Consider the following 16,881-nt stretch of genomic DNA (forward strand, 5'->3'; position numbering starts at 1 on the left):
TCCTATCGTTCCAATACTACTTCTGAAATCCTGCCTTCTATATGCATTTCCTCCGGAGTATAGCTTGGAATCGTCAGTCGTTTTCCCCGGATACGCAGTTTTCCACAAAAAGTCAGCAACAGGATCTCCTCACTCTGATAGCACAAAATGCTACGGTAATTGCATACCACCGCCTGCTGTAACCCGGTGATCGTGACCACCGTTTCTTTCATTGCCAGGTCCCTCGGAACTTCCAGAGAGGTTACCAGTTCTTCTTTCCACTGCTCCATTTTTTTCATTGCAAAAACCTCTCCGGTACTTATCACTATTGTACGCCGGAGAGGTCTCATTTATGTTCTTCTGTTTTACTGAAAAAGAACCATGGAAAACCAGAGAATCGTATTTCCTCCAAGATTATATTCCATCTGTTCTTTTTCTACAATTTCACTGACAACTACACCATGACTTTCCAGACATGGATGCATCCTGTCCGGATGCCGGCATGGCTGTCCGTGAAGATATGCACATTCCTCGCAGATATCACAGGATTCCGTTGAAAGCGTAAAAGTCTCAAATCCCTGTTCCTTCAGAAAGGCGGCAACCGCTGTCGTCAGTTCCTCATGCGCATCTCTTGTTTCGAGCATTTCCTGCATATTCATAATATCCGAAACTTCTGCCACACTGGAAAAGAACACTGCCTGACCGTATTTCCGTATCCTGTCTTCACATTCTTTGAGAGTTCCTACTGCCGGCGGACAGGCCCAGGTCGATCCATAACGTTCGCATTCCTGCTGACAGACAATCCTTACTCTGTCCTCAACCGTCAGATCTGAAGTGTTCAATATACGGTATTCGAAGATTGGATACTGTGCAATAAAGTCTTCAAATCGTTCAATATTCAGCTTATCCGCCATCAGACAATCCTCCGATCAGTCCAGAATAATCAGTGCCATAAAGACCAGATCTTCATCTCCACTGTTTGTAAGTCCGTGTCCTTTGCCGTCCGGTGTGAATGTCACATCCCCTGCCTGTACCATGCGGAGTGTTCCATTGTCACTGTAAATCCCTTTTCCTGAAAGAATATAATACGTTTCACTTTCATTGTGATGTTCATGATATCCCAGAGAACATCCTGGTTCAAGCGTTACCTGCGCATACAGTCTGCATTTCCCGTTTAACTGTTTTTCATCAAGAAGGCGTTTGATCAGTGTATGTCCCTGTCCGCCTGCCATGTGTTCTACTCTTTCTGTTGTCATATCACATATCCTCCTTTTGTGGAAATTATTTATTACAAGCCGGAACTGCTCCGGTCTGCTGCCGTGTTATTTATGATAGGGCTCATGATTCAGGATCCTGTAACCGCGGTAGATCTGTTCCAGAAGAATCATCTGCATCAGCTGATGCGGAAATGTCATTCTGGAAAAGCTCAGTTTATAATCTGCTCTTTTGAGCACCTCATTACCCAGTCCCAGAGAACCTCCGATCACAAATGCGATCGAGCTTTTGCCCTCCACACCCAGCCTTCCAATCTTCTCAGAAAGTTCTACGGAGTCCAGCATTTTGCCATCGATAGCAAGTGCAATCACATAATCCTGCTCCCGGATGTGTTTCATCAAACGTTCTGCTTCTGTGTTTTTAATCTGCTCATTTAATGCCTCTGATGCTTTGTCTGGCGTTTTTTCATCCGGAACCTGGAAAAATGTCAGCTTACAGTAACGGCTCAGTCGTTTTGCATATTCCGCAATACCGTCATTAAGATACTTTTCTTTGATTTTTCCTACAGTTACGATCTTAATTTCCATTTTTTCTACTCCTGCTAATACTCACAGACTGTTTCGTGTTGATCCGGCTTTTTATCACCGGTATTACAGATATTCCTCTATATAATTTTCAAATTCCTCAGCCGACATCAACACTTTACGAGGTTTCGTTCCCTCTTCCGGGCCAACCACACCCGCATCGCAGAGCTGATCCATGATCCTTGCAGCTCTGTTGAACCCAATCTTGAACATTCTCTGCAACATACCGATCGAAGCCTTTTCTTTTTCGATGATAAATTTACCTGCATCTACAAAATAAACATCTCTGTCATCTCCGGAAGAAGCTCCGCCGCCTGCAGCAGACGCCGTATTTACCTGCTGCTCAATCTGTGAGTTATACTGTGTTCCAGGATTCTTTTCCGCCAGAAAATCAACAATACTGCTGACTTCTTCATCTGATACAAATGCACCCTGTAATCTGGCCGGTTTCTGGTATCCCTGCGGATAAAACAGCATATCTCCCTTACCAAGAAGCTTCTCAGCTCCATTCATATCCAGGATAGTTCTGGAATCCACACCCGATGATACTGAAAATGCGATTCGGGACGGCATGTTTGCTTTGATCAGACCGGTAATGACATTTACAGACGGACGCTGTGTCGCAATGATCAGATGGATGCCTGCTGCACGAGCCAGCTGTGCAAGACGACAGATCGCATCCTCCACTTCTCCCGGTGCAACCATCATAAGGTCTGCCAGCTCATCTACAATAATAATGATCTGCGGCATTTTTTCCGGTCGCTCTTCCCCTTCCGGAATGCGCATTCCCTCAACTTTGCGATTATATTCCTGCAGATTACGTACACTGTATTCTGCAAATGTATTATAACGACTCATCATCTCTGTCACTGCCCAGTTCAGTGCTCCCGCTGCTTTTTTCGGATCTGTAACAACCGGAATAAACAGGTGCGGAATACCGTTATAAACGCTCAGTTCTACGACCTTCGGATCGATCATGATCAGTTTGACATCCTCCGGTGATGCTTTGTAGAGAATGCTGATGATCAGTGTGTTGATACATACAGATTTACCAGAACCGGTAGCACCTGCGATCAGCAGATGCGGCATCTTTGCAATATCCGTAACAACCGGTTTTCCGGCAATATCCTTACCTACTGCAAAAGACAGTTTGGATTTGGCTGTCTGAAATTCCTGAGACTGCAAAATCTCTCTCAGCATAACCGCATGATTTTCTTTATTTGGCACTTCAATACCTACCGCCGCTTTGCCTGGTATCGGTGCCTCAATACGGATATCCGGTGTCGCAAGATTCAGCTTGATATCATCCGCAAGATTAACGATCTTGCTTACCTTGACTCCCATCTCCGGCTGCAACTCATAACGCGTAACCGTCGGTCCACAGCTTACATTCGTTACCGTGACATTTACACCAAAATTATGCAGCGTATCCTGCAGCTTCTTCGCCGTTTTGCGAAGATGCTCATCCGAATCTCCCTGCGATTTGCCATCTCCCCGCTTGAGCAGCTTCAACGGTGGATAATGATATTCTTTTTTGATCACTTCATTCTGCTGAGTGATCTCTTTTTGGATATTCTGGATTCCGCTCTCAATCTCTTTCTGTGAAGATTTCGGGTTCCGAACCGGCTGTGAGGAAGCTTTTGACTCCGGCTGCGGTACCTCTTCCGGAACTGTTTCTGAAACAGGATCTGTGTAGGTTTCCTGCATTTCCTGCGCTGATAATTCCGGATAATCTTCCTGCATCTCCGGTTCCACAATCGCTTCCTGATATATATCCTGTTCCGGCACCGCCGACTCTTCTGATTCTTCCGCCTCCACATATGCTTCCTGTGGTTCTGCACGATGAATCTCAAATTCGTCTGCCTGCGGAACAAGCTCTGTTATCGGCTCTTTCTCTAATGCCGGAAGCTCCGTCTGCATGCTTTCCTGTGGGGCAGCTTGCTCCGCCAGATTCCATCCTGCATCCTGTCCTTCTGATTCCACTACTGCCTGTTCTGTAATCTCAGTTTTTTCCTGTACAGGATTCTCAGGAGTTCTCTGTATTCTGCGTTTCTTTTTCTTTTTATCAATCGGAGGACTGAGCAGGGTTCCATCCAGAAATCCCGTATGTAAATCCTGCTCTTCTTCATTAACTCCATCTTTTGTCTTATCTTCTGCAAGTGCAGCTTCCAGTTCACGCATTTTCTGCGCATGACGTTCTTCTCTTTTCTGGCGGCGTTCCTGTTCGCGTATCTCTTTTTTGAGATCACGCTCCGGCTGGCCTTCCATATACATGTCACGTCCATCTTTTGCAAGTGCGCAAATAGCATCCCAGATACGGAACACAAACCCAAAGAAGGATTTCTGCGTGATCAGAATCAGCGTGATCAGAAGCACAAGAACAACGATCACATATCCTCCAGCCGTTCCAAAAGCAGAGGTTGTGGAAATACAGATAGCCCCTCCGATCACGCCACCACCGGTGTGATATGTAGAGCTTTCGGCATAATATTCTGCCATGGTCGTACTCGACATATAACCTTCTGTCAGAAGCTGTGCAAGTCCGCATAAAAACACAAGAAAAACAAGTGCTGCAAGTGCCTTTTTGTATGCCAGCATATTTCCGCGGTTCGAAACAAGAAAAGCCGCCCCTCCAAATATAACTATCGGAAAAATATAGGCAACAAGTCCCATAATTCCAAAAGATGCCTTACTGATCGCAGCACCAACCACACCACCCATGCCAAGATTGCTGATGATCAGTATAATAGAAGCTGCCAGAACACTAAGCAGTATGATCTCTGTCTGAAATCCGGTTGTCACCCCTTGTTTCTGTGCCTGTTTTTTTCTGGTATTTTTTCTCCCGGAAGTGCTTCTGCCGCTTCCTTTTCGCTTATTCGATTTTTTTGCTGCTGCCATTCAGGCACCCCTCCTACTGTTGTCATATCGCAAAAAGTCTGCCGGAACCTCCGGTAACTTCGTCTGTCCTTCCTGTTCACCTTTACATGGTATAATTCACGATCAGAGAAACAATTCCCGCTGCAAAACAATAATATGCAAAATAGCGAAGTTTTCCCTTGTGCACCAGTTTCAGGCAGGAACGGATCACCAGAGATCCTGCCAATGCTGCCACAGACATACCAAGGACATAGGTAAATCCAAGACCGACCGTCATATCTGCTGAGCCAAACTGTCCAAGCTCCATACATAATGCACCAATGATTGCCGGAATGGATAAAATGTATGAATATTTCACTGCAAATGTACGGCTGAAACCACTCATCAGCCCTGCACTGATCGTCATACCGCTTCTGGATAATCCCGGAAATACAGAAAGTCCCTGACAGATTCCTATCCACATGGCATTCGAAAAGCTGGCATCTTTGGCCGCTTTGGTTCCACCAAGCTGGCTCAGATCCACTACAAGCAGCAGGATTCCGGTGATCAGAATCCCTGCAACAGGAATCAATTTGGACACAGAAGCCATTTCTACAAGCCGTCTTGCCGTATATCCCAGAAACATCGTCGGAATCATGGACAGCATAAGTAATACTGCAAACTTACGATATATGTTGCAGATCAGTTTTGCATAGTGAAGATGCGCCCCGGTTCTTTTATTGTGGATATACAGACTGATATTCCCGATCAGGTCCATAAACATCTCCAGTGTCTCCAGTGCAAGACGACGGATATCCTTCTGAAATGTCATAAAAATTGCTGCCAGCGTGCCCACATGAAGCATTGCCTCCAGGAGCACTCCCGCACCATGTTCCATTCCAAGAATATTCTGCACAAAACAAAGATGACCAAAGCTGCTGACTGGAAGAAACTCTGTAATCCCCTGCACAATGGCCAGTAAAATAACAAATAAGACTGTCATATTTTTATCCTTTTCTTTCGCTTAACCCATGCCTCATCCTATATCGTGGCACATAAATCCATGACAGTATAACATATTTAGCCCAAACTGACAAGTCAGCAAACCTTGCTTCGGACTATCGACAAAAAGCCTCCTGCACGCATCATCCATAATGCACACAGAAGGCTTTTTCTTAAATCAGATCTTATTTATTTTTCAGATATTCATCGATACCTTTTGCACCAGCCTTACCTGCACCCATAGCAAGGATTACAGTAGCTGCACCTGTAACAGCATCTCCACCGGCGTATACGCCGTCTTTGGATGTCTTACCGGTTTCTTCCTCAGCAACGATACATCTTCTCTTGTTGATCTCAAGTCCCTTGGTTGTAGAAGAGATCAGCGGGTTCGGGGAAGTACCAAGTGACATGATAACTGTATCCACATCCATGTCATACTCAGATCCCGGAATCTCTACAGGACGACGTCTTCCGGAAGCATCCGGCTCGCCAAGTTCCATCTTGACAACCTTCATGCCATTTACATGTCCGTTTTCATCAACAAGGATTTCCTTCGGATTGGTAAGAAGGTCAAAGATGATTCCCTCTTCTTTTGCGTGATGAACTTCTTCTGCTCGTGCAGGAAGCTCTGCTTCACTTCTTCTGTACACGATATGTACTTCTGCACCAAGTCTGAGAGCTGTTCTTGCAGCATCCATAGCTACGTTACCGCCGCCAACAACAGCCACTTTCTTGCCTGCAGCGATCGGTGTATCATAAGAATCATCAAAAGCTTTCATCAGGTTGCTTCTTGTCAGATATTCATTTGCAGAGAATACACCACTTGCGTTCTCTCCCGGGATTCCCATGAACATCGGAAGACCTGCACCGGAACCGATGAATACAGCTTCAAATCCTTCGTCTTCAATCAGCTGATCGATGGTTGTGGATTTGCCGATGACAACGTTTGTTTCAAATTTAACGCCAAGTTCTTTGACTTTTTCGATTTCTTTCTTAACAACTTTCTGTTTTGGAAGACGGAATTCCGGAATACCATAAACAAGAACTCCACCCAGCTCATGAAGAGCTTCGAATACTGTTACATCATAACCTGCTTTTGCAAGGTCACCTGCACAGGTAAGTCCGGAAGGACCAGAACCGATAACAGCAACTTTATGTCCGTTCTTAACTTCTGCTCCGGCTGGTTTGATGTCATGTTCCAGAGCATAGTCAGCAACGAATCTCTCCAGTTTACCGATAGAAACAGCTTCACCCTTCTTACCGCGGATACACTGTCCCTCACACTGAGACTCCTGAGGACATACACGTCCGCAGATAGCCGGAAGTGCAGAAGATAATCCGATCACTTTGTATGCTTCTTCCATGTTGCCTTCTTTGATCTGTTCAATGAATCCAGGAATATTGATGGATACCGGACATCCCTCTACGCATTTTGGTTTCTTGCAGCCCAGACATCTCTGTGCTTCTTCCATTGCTTCTTCCTGATTATATCCGAGACAAACCTCTTCAAAGTTTGTTGCACGTACCTTCGGATCCTGTTCTCTTACAGGTACTTTTTTTAACATTTTTGCATCTGCCATTACTTGTCACCTCCGCACTGTCCGCATCCACCGTGGTGGGTATCGCCTTCCTGAAGCTTCAGTAATGCACGACCTTCTTCAGTCTTGTACATCTGGCTTCTCTTCATAGCCTGATCGAAATCTACGAGATGTCCGTCAAATTCCGGTCCGTCTACACAGGCAAATTTGATCTCATCGCCAACCTGAAGACGACAGGCACCACACATACCTGTTCCGTCAACCATGATCGGGTTCATGCTGACAATTGTATGGATACCAAGCTTTTTGGTAAGAAGACAGACAAATTTCATCATGATCATCGGTCCGATCGCAACGCAGACATCATAGCTCTTTCCTTCATTTGTAACAAGGTCTTCCAGAGTCTTTGTTACCATACCGGAACGTCCATAAGATCCGTCATCTGTTGTAACATAAAGGTTGGAAACAGCTGCAAGTTCTTTTTCAAGAATAACCATATCCTTTGTTTTGGAACCAAGGATTACGTCTGCAGTAATGCCATGCTCATGAAGCCATTTTACCTGTGGATAAACAGGTGCAGTACCAACACCTCCGGCGATAAATACCATTTTCTTTTTCTTCAGTTCTTCGATGTCTTCATGAACGAATTCAGAAGGACATCCCAGAGGTCCTACAAAATCGCGGAAAGCATCTCCTGCTTTTAATTCGGACATCTTGATCGTAGATGCTCCGACTTCCTGGAATACGATTGTTACAGTTCCTTCTTCACGATCATAATCACAGATCGTAAGTGGGATTCTCTCACCCTTCTCATCCATTTTTACGATGATGAATTGTCCTGGCTGACAATGGCTTGCAACACGCGGTGCGTGTACGACCATAAGATGAATCTTAGCTGCCAGTGTCTCAGCTTTTAAAATCTTATACATTGTTTCCCTCCTAGCATATTTTCATTCAATCCTCTAATAATAATACGCTAAAATCCGCTATATGACAAGGGAAACATTTATAAAGATGCATAAATTTGATTATTTTTTCACAATTATTTATATTTTATCTTTTTTTCGTCAATCATCTGATGCAGTTTCGACAGTGCTTCCCGGATTCCTCCCACCTCATCGATCAGGCCTTCCCGGACAGCTTCTTTTCCTTCCAGAAGCGTTCCCACATCTTTGACCAGCTGGCTGGTATCCAGCATCAGTTCCTCCAGACGCTCCTGAGACGCTCCCGAATGTTCCGCAATAAAGCCCGTGATACGGTCCTGAATCTTTTCCATATTACGGTAAGTCTGTGCAACTCCGATAAACATACCGCTTGAACGCACCGGATGAATCACCATCGTAGCGCTTGGCACCACAAAAGAATAATCCGCGGATACTGCCATCGGCACACCGATGGAATGTCCTCCTCCAAGTACCAGCGATACAGTCGGAATACTCAAAGACGCAATCATTTCCGCAATCGCGAGACCGGCCTCTACATCTCCACCCACAGTATTCAACAAAATCAGCAGTCCTTCTATCTTTTCATCGTCCTCAATCATCGCAAGCTTCGGAAGAACATGTTCATATTTGGTCGTTTTACTCTGAGACGGCGCCGCATCATGTCCCTCCACTTCACCGATGATCGTCAGAAGTTCAATATGATGCCTCTTCGGATTCTGGTCAAGTGTCAGCTCTCCCATCTCCCTGATCTGTTCATTCTGTTTTTCTTCCTTATTTAATTCCTGTTGTTTTTTATCTTCGTTTTCGGACATAAAAATACCTCCATGAAATGTAAAACTTCATGAAGGTATTCTGTGTAAAATCACTGATTGTTATACATCATTCGTTCCAGTTTGTCCAGACATCTGTGACATCATCATCCTCATCGAGAAGATCCAGTGTTCTCTGCAGGTTCTTGACATCCTTTTCATCTGTAAGATCTACATAAGTCTGCGGAACCATGGCAACCTGAGCTTCTACCATCGGGATGCCCGCCTTTTCCAGTGCTTCACGTACAGCACTGAAATCATCCGGAGCGGTAAGCACTTCAAAGCTGTCTTCTTCTTCGTTGAAATCCTCAGCGCCTGCATCCAGAGCTGTCATCATAAGCTCATCTGCATCCATCTCGCCGCACTCGTCTTCCAGTTCTTCTTTGTCAATGATGATCTGACCTTTCTGATCGAACATGAAAGATACACATCCCTGTGTTCCAATGCTTCCGTAGCCTTTTGTGAATGCATTTCTTACATTACTTGCAGTACGGTTCTTGTTGTCAGTCAGAGTCTCAACGATGATCGCAACACCATTCGGTCCATATCCTTCGTATGTAGCACGCTCATAACTGTCAGCAGAATCTGCACCGGCAGCTTTCTTGATGCCACGCTCGATCGTATCATTCGGCATGTTGTTTGCTTTTGCTTTTGCAATTACATCGCGAAGCTTGCTGTTGTTGTTCGGGTCCGGGCCGCCTGCTTTGACAGCCATAACGATCTCACGTCCGATAACGGTAAATACTTTACCTTTTTTGGCATCATTTTTTTCCTTTTTGTGCTTTATGTTTGCGAATTTTGAATGTCCTGACATTTCTCACTCTCTCCTTTTGTTTCTTTGTCATTTATTTTTTCGGCTCTTACTCTTCCTATTGTTCTGTTTCCAAGAGAAAGAATCTTAAATCTGTAGCCGTTTGCAACGATTTCTCTGTCCAGATCTTCGCTGGTCGGAATATGCCCCAGAAATGCGATCAGATACCCGTTCAGCGTCTCTACCGGCACATCGCCAAAATCAATGTCCAGTTCCTGTGCAACATCCTCCAGGCTCGCAAGCCCGTCTATGATAATGCTGTTGTCAACCTGCGTGCGGAATGTATCTCTGCTCTCATCGTATTCATCAAAAATATCTCCGACGATCTCTTCCAGGATGTCTTCCATGGTAACAATCCCGGCAGTCTGCCCATACTCGTCAACCACCACCGCCATATGTACCTGTCTTGCCTGCATCGTACGGAATAACTGTCCGATATTTCGTGTCTCCGGAACAAACGTTGCCTCCCGGATCAGGCCTGGAAGTTCTTTTAATGGTTTGAATTTTGCCCACGGATTCTGCGTATAAAATTTCAGTGCATCTTTGTAATGGATCAGCCCACGGATATCATCCATGTCCTCTCCACAGACCGGATAGCGCGAATTTCCTTCTTCTATCATATGGTCCACAACATATTTGAGCAGATCCTCCAGCGAAAAAGCAGCCACGCTGCTTCTGTGCGTCATCACCGCTCCGACTTCTTTGTCCTCGAAGTCAAAAATATTCTGGATCATCTCCGCCTCATCTTTCTGAAGCACACCCTTTTCATGCGCCTCATCAACCATGGAAATGATCTCTTTTTCTGTCACGGCATCCCGCTGCTTTCCTGTAAGAGCATGTAGGATACCGGATAATATTTCTGTGATCCAGTCGGCAATTCCCGCCAGCCCCCTGCGGGGCAATCGACTGCCATCGTCCATTCTTTCCTGTCCTTCCGTAATCTGTTATACTGCTAAAATATAGCACTTTGCCTTCTGTTCGTCAAGGATAACCGCCTAAAAAGTAAGCTCAAGGCTGATTTCAAGGGCATGATTGACCCGATCCAGCATTGCCTGGTCCAGATGACACACCTTATCTTTCAACCTTTTTTTATCGATCGTACGCAACTGCTCGAGCAAGATCACCGAGTCCTTTTCTATTCCATACGAAGAGGCATCGATTTCTATATGTGTCGGCAGTTTCGCTTTATTCATCTTAGACGTAATCGCAGCACAGATGACCGTTGGACTGTGTCGGTTCCCGACATCATTCTGAATGATCAGAACGGGACGGACACCTCCCTGCTCGCTTCCCACGACCGGTCTTAAATCTGCATAAAAAATATCCCCTCTTTTAATTACCACACAATCACACTCCGATACTTTTGCAGTTATACATTCATGATCTGAAATAGCTGCATACTTTTTTCTCTGGAATCAGTATTTCCACTTTTTCTTCTGTGTATACATGCGTGGTATTTCTGCTGCTGTCTTTTTTTAGACAGCCCTTTCTTCCGGTCCCGCCGGTCAGTTCTGTTTATTCAAAGAAGGTCAGATCTCCCCATTCTCTGCCGTCTTTTATATAGACTCTCGGTACACGTTTACTGATATCACAGGCAAACTCATAAGAGAAACGCCCTGACAGATCGCCAAACGTCTCCATACTGATGCATTCTTCCCCGTCATTTCCAATCAGTGTAACCTCATCCCCGTGTTTCACATCCGGAATGTGAGTCACATCTACCATAAACTGATCCATACAGACTCTTCCGAGAATCGGTGCCTTCTGTCCATGGATCAGCACCCAGCCCTTATTGGAAAGGCTTCTCGGATATCCATCTGCATAGCCGACCGGGATCGTTGCAACACGGAGATCTTTTTCTGAAGCAAATGTTCCGCCATAGCTGACCGGTGTTCCCGCCGGCAGGTCTTTCACGTAAGAAATATGACTCTTAAGCTCCATAGCCGGAATCAGTTTCACAATGTCTCTCTCCACCTCATCAGACGGATAAAGACCATAGATCGTAATTCCTGCACGCACTGCATTCAGATTTGCTTCCGGCATACGAATGATTCCCGCACTGTTCGAGCAGTGTTTCATCGGAATCTGCACACCTGCTTTTTCCAGCAGTTTCACAAACTCCTGATAACGATCAAGCTGTTCTACAGCCGGCGCCTTGTCAGTCTCGTCTGCTCTTGCAAAATGCGTAAACAATCCCTCGATCTCCACATTTGGAAGTGCCGCGATCTTTTTGATCACTTCAACGCTCTCCGGTTTATCTGCAAATCCAATACGGCTCATTCCCGTATCCAGACCAATATGGATATGTACCTGTCTGCCCTGACGGACTGCCTCCTGTGACAGTGCAGCTGCCATTTCATATTCACAGACCGCCATGCGTACTTCTCTTTTGATCAGATCTCTGAAATACTCCTCAAACACCAGGCCCAGAATCAGTACCGGTTTCTGAATGCCGGCATCTTTGAGCTGAATTGCTTCCTCTGCAGTTGCAGTTGCAAATCCCCAGATATACTTGTAACCTTCTACCAGCCGTGCAATTGCTTCTGCACCATGTCCATAGCCGTCCGCTTTGATAACTGCCACGATCTGCGTCCCATCCGCAATGTTTTTTTTCATTTCTTCAAAATTGTGTGCTATGGCATCCAGTGAAACTACTGCTTTTACTCGTTCAAATTTTTTCATAATACGCTCCTCTTCCTATCTGCCATCTGCAGATATTTCCGTATTCTGTTTATTTTTTAAAACTTCTGCTGCTCCTCGTATGATATCGCCGGCTTTCATTCCCGCCATTCCGGTTTTTCCTGCTGCCAGATCTCCTGCCACTCCATGTAGAAGAACGCCCAGAGCTGCTTTTTCTCCATGTGAGATTTCTCCCGTGCTATGTAGAAACATAGCTTCCACTCCCGCCAGAATCCCGGATAATACATCGCCGCTTCCGGCAGTCGCCATTCCCGGATTTCCTGCCGGGCTGATCCAGACTGTACCTCCCGGTGCACTGATCACTGTACAGGCATCCTTCAATACACATATTGTTCCCAGTTCAGACGCAAGCTCCCTGGCCGCGCCAATCCGGTCACTCTGTATCTCAGAAACTGTCTTTCCTGTCAGTCTGCTCATCTCACCGATATGCGGTGTCAAAATCACATGCGTTCCCAGATATTTTTTCCATTTAGGATGCTGTGCAAGCAGATTCAGTCCATCCGCATCCAATACTACCGGTTTTCCGGAATGATGTGCCGCCTCTAAAAACCAGTGTACTTTTGCCGCAGCCTCCTCCGTTGTTCCGATGCCCGGACCGATAACCAGTATATCTCCCCAGTCAAATGCCTTCTGAAAATCGCTGTCGCACGTCAGCATCGCTTCCGGAAGCATCGTCTGCAACGGAATCCGATTTGCCTCCGCTGTCACGATCCGCACCATTCCCGCCCCGGATGCAAACGCTCCGGATGCACTCAGAAATGCCGCTCCGCACATCCCGGGACTGCCTGCCACCACCAGCACTTTTCCGAATGTCCCTTTATTTCCATCCGGTTCCTTTGCAGGAAACTGCCGGATATCACTTTCTTCCAACAGCCACTGCCGAACCTGCTCGTCCTGCATTCCGTAAATACCAACATCTGCGACAACAACCTGGCCTGCCAGTTTCTTTCCCGGATACATCCAGAGTCCTGCTTTTGGAAAAGCAAACGTCACTGTCAGATCTGCCCGGAATGCCGTGCCCAGTTCCGCACCCGTATTTCCATCTACTCCGGAAGGAATATCCACAGCCACTTTCCATGCTCTTTTTTGATTCAGGACATCGATCACTTCTCTGTAGATGCCTTGTACCGGTCTCGTCAGACCAACGCCGAAAATGGCATCTACTATAGTAGTATATTCCTCTGCTTCCAGGTTATTCACAACAGGTACCTGATAATTAGCCGCAATCATAAGCTGGCGTTTCAGTTCCTCTGTCCTGTGATCCGGATTGCCGAGGAGATAAATTGCCGTATCATATCCATGCAAGTGCAAGATACGGGCAATCGCCACGCCATCACCGCCATTATTGCCACTGCCACAGACACAGAGGATTTTTTCTACCTGTTTTGAAGAACAAAATCGAGTTTCCATCTGTTCCACGACCTTCAGTGCAGCCCTCTCCATCAATACGCATGAAGGAACCCCCATCTGTTCGATCGTATTTCCATCCAGTGCCTTCATCTCTCTGCACATCACCATCTGCTTCATTCTCTTCGCACCTCACCCGTTCCATGCACAAAAGGCCATTACGCAGCCTCCCTTTATAAGGAGACGGTAACAGCCTGTCCTGCGTAATTATTCACTTTATAATAAGTGCTGCTTATTTCTCATCGTTCAGATGTTCCTGACGATACTGACTCAGATTGTAGGATAATGTCATAAGACTCTCCGAAAGATGTACGTTCTCTACGATCACATCATCCGGTGTATCCAGATCAATATGTGCAAAATTCCAGATTGCCTTGATTCCATTTTCAATCAGAATCTCTGCCATATCCCGTGCCTTGTTCTTAGGCAATGTCAGAATTGCAATCTCGATGTTATTTTCTTTCATAAAAAATGGAAGATCACTGATCATCTGAATCTCAATTCCTCTGACAGCAATACCCTCAAGCACTGGATTGACATCAAAAATACCAGCAAGCTTGAAGCCTCTTTTTTCGAATTCTACATAGTTGGCAAGTGCCTGTCCCAGATTACCGGCACCGACAATGATCATCGGATGTACTGTATCCAGCCCAAGGATCTTACCAATCTCTGTATAAAGATATTTTACATTATATCCGTATCCCTGCTGCCCGAATCCGCCGAAATTATTCAGGTCCTGACGGATCTGTGACGCCGTGACACGCATTTTCTTACTAAGATCGTTGGAAGAAATTCTTTCTACATTGTCTTCCAGAAGCTCGCCAAGGTATCTATAGTAACGCGGCAGTCTCTTAATTACAGCTTTTGAAATCTGTTTTGTTTCCACCGTTGTCCCTCCCTTATACTTTCCTGTTAATTATAACGAAATGTTATTTTCTTGTCAATCAATGTTGTGAAATATATACAATTTTCAATGTTTTTCCTTTACAAAGGGGCTTTTTACTTTTATAATCATACCGTATATTTACTTTGGAGGAATAGATATGATCTTATCATGCCAGGGTATCTCCAAATCCTTTGGTGAAAAAGTGATTCTGGAAGATGCCTCTTTTCATATAGAAGAACGCGAAAAAGCCGCTCTGATCGGTAACAACGGTGCCGGCAAGACCACCCTGCTGCGCATTATAATGGAAGAAATCCATGCGGATGCCGGACAGGTCGTACTTGCCAGAGACAAGCGGATCGGATATCTTGCACAGTATCAGGATGTGCAGGGGCACCGCAGCGTATACGAAGAACTTCTCAGCACCAAGCAGTATATCCTTGATATGGAGGACCGTCTCCGCGCTATGGAAGTTCAGATGAAAAACGCCTCCGGCGAAGAGCTGGAGCGTCTGATGAATTCTTATACACGCCTGACACATGAATTCGAACTGGAAAACGGATATGCTTACAAAAGTGAACTGATGGGAGTCCTGAACGGTCTCGGATTTACGGAAGAAGATTTTAACAAACAGGTTGCCACACTTTCCGGCGGGCAGAAGACCCGTGTTGCTCTCGGCAAACTGCTGATCTCCAAACCAGATATTCTTCTTCTCGATGAGCCTACCAACCATCTGGACATGGAAAGTATCGCGTGGCTGGAAACTTACCTGCTCAACTATCCGGGAGCTGTTTTTATTGTATCTCATGACCGCTATTTTCTGGATAAAGTCGTCACAAAAGTCATCGAGATCGAAGCCGGGCAGGTTCGCATGTACAGTGGCAATTATTCTGCCTACGCAGAGAAAAAAGCCCAGCTCCGTGATGCACAGTACAAGGCATATCTCAACCAGCAGCGCGAGATCAAGCATCAGGAAGCCGTCATCGTCAAGCTGAAATCATTTAACAGAGAGAAATCCATCAAACGTGCAGAAAGCCGCGAAAAAATGCTTGGTAAGATCCAGCGTATTGACAAGCCAGTTGAAGTGCAAAGCCAGATGCGTCTTTCTCTGGAACCTCGTGTCGTCAGTGGCAACGACGTTCTGACCGTAGAAGAGCTTGCAAAAAGCTTCCCACAGCAGAAACTCTTTTCCGGTATTTCCTTCCAGATCAAGCGCGGCGAACGCGTTGCTCTGATCGGAAACAACGGAACCGGCAAAACCACCATGTTAAAGATTCTCAATGGTCTTCTTGATGCAGATGCCGGAAGTTTTTCTCTCGGTGCTAAAGTCCAGATCGGCTACTATGATCAGGAACATCATGTACTCCATGCAGAAAAGACGATTTTCCAGGAAATTTCTGATACGTACCCGACTCTCACAGAAACAGAAATCCGCAACATGCTTGCAGCTTTTCTCTTTACCGGTGATGATGTATTCAAAGAGATCTCCTCTCTCTCCGGTGGGGAACGTGGACGTGTCTCTCTCGCAAAACTGATGCTCTCAGAAGCAAACTTTCTGATTCTCGATGAGCCTACCAACCATCTGGATATTGCCTCCAAAGAAATTCTGGAGGAAGCACTCAACAGCTATACCGGAACGGTGCTGTATGTATCGCATGACCGATATTTCATCAACCAGACAGCAACCCGTATCCTGGATCTGACCAACCAGTCCGTTGTCAATTATATCGGTGATTACGATTATTACCTGGAGAAAAAAGAAGAACTTACTGAAAAGTATGCACCAACCGTACAGGAAAGCGCAGCTGAAATCAAAGAAGAAGCTCCTTCCGAAGGCAAGCTCACCTGGCAGCAGCAAAAAGAAGAGCAGGCTCGAAAGCGCAAACAGGAAAACGAGCTCAAAAAAGTCGAGAAACGCATTGAAGAACTTGAGACCCGCGACAAAGAAATCGATGATACGCTTGTCCTTCCGGATGTCTGCACCAATGTCGGACGCTGTGCCGAACTGAGCCGCGAAAAAGACAAAATCCAGCAGGAACTGGAAGAACTGTATGAAAAATGGGAGGAACTTGCCTGAGTGCAGCCCTCCCACAATATATGAGCCACTGTATCACCTCATCGCAGCGAAGATACAGTGGCTCTTTCTTTTATAT

16 protein-coding genes are annotated in these 16,881 nt (G+C 45.7%); 1 reads left to right on the forward strand and 15 read right to left on the reverse strand.

Going from position 1 to position 16,881, the window contains the following annotated elements; all coding sequences use genetic code 11:
* Positions 1-2 precede the first annotated feature (2 nt).
* The 15 genes from KQI91_RS09950 to KQI91_RS10020 all read right to left on the reverse strand — a co-directional run bounded on the left by KQI91_RS09950 (position 3) and on the right by KQI91_RS10020 (position 14,731).
* Complete coding sequence (locus KQI91_RS09950; RefSeq protein WP_216392617.1) at positions 3-278, reverse strand: YabP/YqfC family sporulation protein; 276 nt, start codon at positions 276-278, stop codon at positions 3-5.
* 66 nt (positions 279-344) lie between these two features.
* Positions 345-893, reverse strand: coding sequence for a DUF2284 domain-containing protein (locus KQI91_RS09955; protein ID WP_216392618.1), 549 nt, complete (start codon positions 891-893; stop codon positions 345-347).
* Between the two features lie 15 nt (positions 894-908).
* On the reverse strand, positions 909-1,235 hold the full coding sequence (locus KQI91_RS09960; protein ID WP_216392619.1) for a cupin domain-containing protein: 327 nt from the start codon (positions 1,233-1,235) through the stop codon (positions 909-911).
* Between the two features lie 66 nt (positions 1,236-1,301).
* Entirely contained in the window at positions 1,302-1,781 is a 480-nt protein-coding gene (rlmH, locus tag KQI91_RS09965) for a 23S rRNA (pseudouridine(1915)-N(3))-methyltransferase RlmH (protein WP_216392620.1), read from the reverse strand.
* A gap of 63 nt (positions 1,782-1,844) precedes the next feature.
* Positions 1,845-4,676 carry a DNA translocase FtsK gene (locus KQI91_RS09970; RefSeq protein WP_216392621.1) on the reverse strand — a complete coding sequence of 944 codons (2,832 nt, stop codon included), beginning with the start codon at positions 4,674-4,676 and terminating at the stop codon, positions 1,845-1,847.
* Between the two features lie 82 nt (positions 4,677-4,758).
* A complete protein-coding gene (locus KQI91_RS09975) occupies positions 4,759-5,637 on the reverse strand; it encodes an undecaprenyl-diphosphate phosphatase (protein ID WP_216392622.1) in 879 nt (292 codons plus the stop codon).
* Positions 5,638-5,821: 184 nt separating this feature from the next.
* Positions 5,822-7,216 carry an NADPH-dependent glutamate synthase gene (gltA, locus tag KQI91_RS09980; protein WP_216392623.1) on the reverse strand — a complete coding sequence of 465 codons (1,395 nt, stop codon included), beginning with the start codon at positions 7,214-7,216 and terminating at the stop codon, positions 5,822-5,824.
* Positions 7,216-8,103, reverse strand: coding sequence for a sulfide/dihydroorotate dehydrogenase-like FAD/NAD-binding protein (locus KQI91_RS09985; RefSeq protein WP_216392624.1), 888 nt, complete (start codon positions 8,101-8,103; stop codon positions 7,216-7,218). The genes gltA and KQI91_RS09985 overlap by 1 nt, the downstream gene beginning before the upstream one ends.
* A gap of 113 nt (positions 8,104-8,216) precedes the next feature.
* Positions 8,217-8,930 (reverse strand): ClpP family protease, encoded by a 714-nt coding sequence (locus KQI91_RS09990; RefSeq protein ID WP_216392625.1) that lies wholly within the window; start codon positions 8,928-8,930, stop codon positions 8,217-8,219.
* 67 nt (positions 8,931-8,997) lie between these two features.
* Positions 8,998-9,741, reverse strand: coding sequence for a YebC/PmpR family DNA-binding transcriptional regulator (locus KQI91_RS09995; protein ID WP_216392626.1), 744 nt, complete (start codon positions 9,739-9,741; stop codon positions 8,998-9,000).
* Positions 9,711-10,658, reverse strand: a complete 948-nt coding sequence (locus KQI91_RS10000) for a hemolysin family protein (RefSeq protein ID WP_216392627.1) — start codon at positions 10,656-10,658, stop codon at positions 9,711-9,713. Before KQI91_RS10000 ends, KQI91_RS09995 begins: the two co-directional genes overlap by 31 nt.
* 75 nt (positions 10,659-10,733) lie before the next feature.
* Positions 10,734-11,081 carry a type II toxin-antitoxin system PemK/MazF family toxin gene (locus tag KQI91_RS10005; protein WP_216392628.1) on the reverse strand — a complete coding sequence of 116 codons (348 nt, stop codon included), beginning with the start codon at positions 11,079-11,081 and terminating at the stop codon, positions 10,734-10,736.
* A gap of 172 nt (positions 11,082-11,253) precedes the next feature.
* On the reverse strand, positions 11,254-12,420 hold the full coding sequence (alr, locus tag KQI91_RS10010; protein WP_216392629.1) for an alanine racemase: 1,167 nt from the start codon (positions 12,418-12,420) through the stop codon (positions 11,254-11,256).
* Positions 12,421-12,435: 15 nt separating this feature from the next.
* Complete coding sequence (locus tag KQI91_RS10015; protein WP_216392630.1) at positions 12,436-13,965, reverse strand: NAD(P)H-hydrate dehydratase; 1,530 nt, start codon at positions 13,963-13,965, stop codon at positions 12,436-12,438.
* Positions 13,966-14,077: 112 nt separating this feature from the next.
* Entirely contained in the window at positions 14,078-14,731 is a 654-nt protein-coding gene (locus KQI91_RS10020; protein WP_216392631.1) for a redox-sensing transcriptional repressor Rex, read from the reverse strand.
* A 157-nt stretch (positions 14,732-14,888) separates the two neighbouring features.
* Between KQI91_RS10020 and abc-f the strand changes: the two genes are divergently transcribed.
* Positions 14,889-16,805 (forward strand): ribosomal protection-like ABC-F family protein, encoded by a 1,917-nt coding sequence (gene abc-f, locus KQI91_RS10025; protein ID WP_216392632.1) that lies wholly within the window; start codon positions 14,889-14,891, stop codon positions 16,803-16,805.
* Positions 16,806-16,881: the final 76 nt, after the last annotated feature.

Source organism: Blautia sp. MSJ-19 (genome assembly GCF_018918125.1).
In the GTDB taxonomy this organism is placed as follows: domain Bacteria; phylum Bacillota; class Clostridia; order Lachnospirales; family Lachnospiraceae; genus Blautia_A.

What these genes read in the sequence shown, in the direction of transcription:
- KQI91_RS09960 (WP_216392619.1), bottom strand. Translation starts at nt 1,235, where the DNA reads ATGACAACAGAAAGAGTAGAACACATGGCAGGCGGACAGGGACATACA.
- KQI91_RS09970 (WP_216392621.1), bottom strand. Translation starts at nt 4,676, where the DNA reads ATGGCAGCAGCAAAAAAATCGAATAAGCGAAAAGGAAGCGGCAGAAGC.
- KQI91_RS10000 (WP_216392627.1), bottom strand. Translation starts at nt 10,658, where the DNA reads ATGGACGATGGCAGTCGATTGCCCCGCAGGGGGCTGGCGGGAATTGCC.
- KQI91_RS09995 (WP_216392626.1), bottom strand. Translation starts at nt 9,741, where the DNA reads ATGTCAGGACATTCAAAATTCGCAAACATAAAGCACAAAAAGGAAAAA.
- KQI91_RS10015 (WP_216392630.1), bottom strand. Translation starts at nt 13,965, where the DNA reads ATGAAGCAGATGGTGATGTGCAGAGAGATGAAGGCACTGGATGGAAAT.
- KQI91_RS09955 (WP_216392618.1), bottom strand. Translation starts at nt 893, where the DNA reads ATGGCGGATAAGCTGAATATTGAACGATTTGAAGACTTTATTGCACAG.
- abc-f (WP_216392632.1), top strand. Translation starts at nt 14,889, where the DNA reads ATGATCTTATCATGCCAGGGTATCTCCAAATCCTTTGGTGAAAAAGTG.
- KQI91_RS09985 (WP_216392624.1), bottom strand. Translation starts at nt 8,103, where the DNA reads ATGTATAAGATTTTAAAAGCTGAGACACTGGCAGCTAAGATTCATCTT.
- rlmH (WP_216392620.1), bottom strand. Translation starts at nt 1,781, where the DNA reads ATGGAAATTAAGATCGTAACTGTAGGAAAAATCAAAGAAAAGTATCTT.
- KQI91_RS09950 (WP_216392617.1), bottom strand. Translation starts at nt 278, where the DNA reads ATGAAAAAAATGGAGCAGTGGAAAGAAGAACTGGTAACCTCTCTGGAA.
- KQI91_RS09975 (WP_216392622.1), bottom strand. Translation starts at nt 5,637, where the DNA reads ATGACAGTCTTATTTGTTATTTTACTGGCCATTGTGCAGGGGATTACA.
- alr (WP_216392629.1), bottom strand. Translation starts at nt 12,420, where the DNA reads ATGAAAAAATTTGAACGAGTAAAAGCAGTAGTTTCACTGGATGCCATA.
- KQI91_RS09990 (WP_216392625.1), bottom strand. Translation starts at nt 8,930, where the DNA reads ATGTCCGAAAACGAAGATAAAAAACAACAGGAATTAAATAAGGAAGAA.
- gltA (WP_216392623.1), bottom strand. Translation starts at nt 7,216, where the DNA reads ATGGCAGATGCAAAAATGTTAAAAAAAGTACCTGTAAGAGAACAGGAT.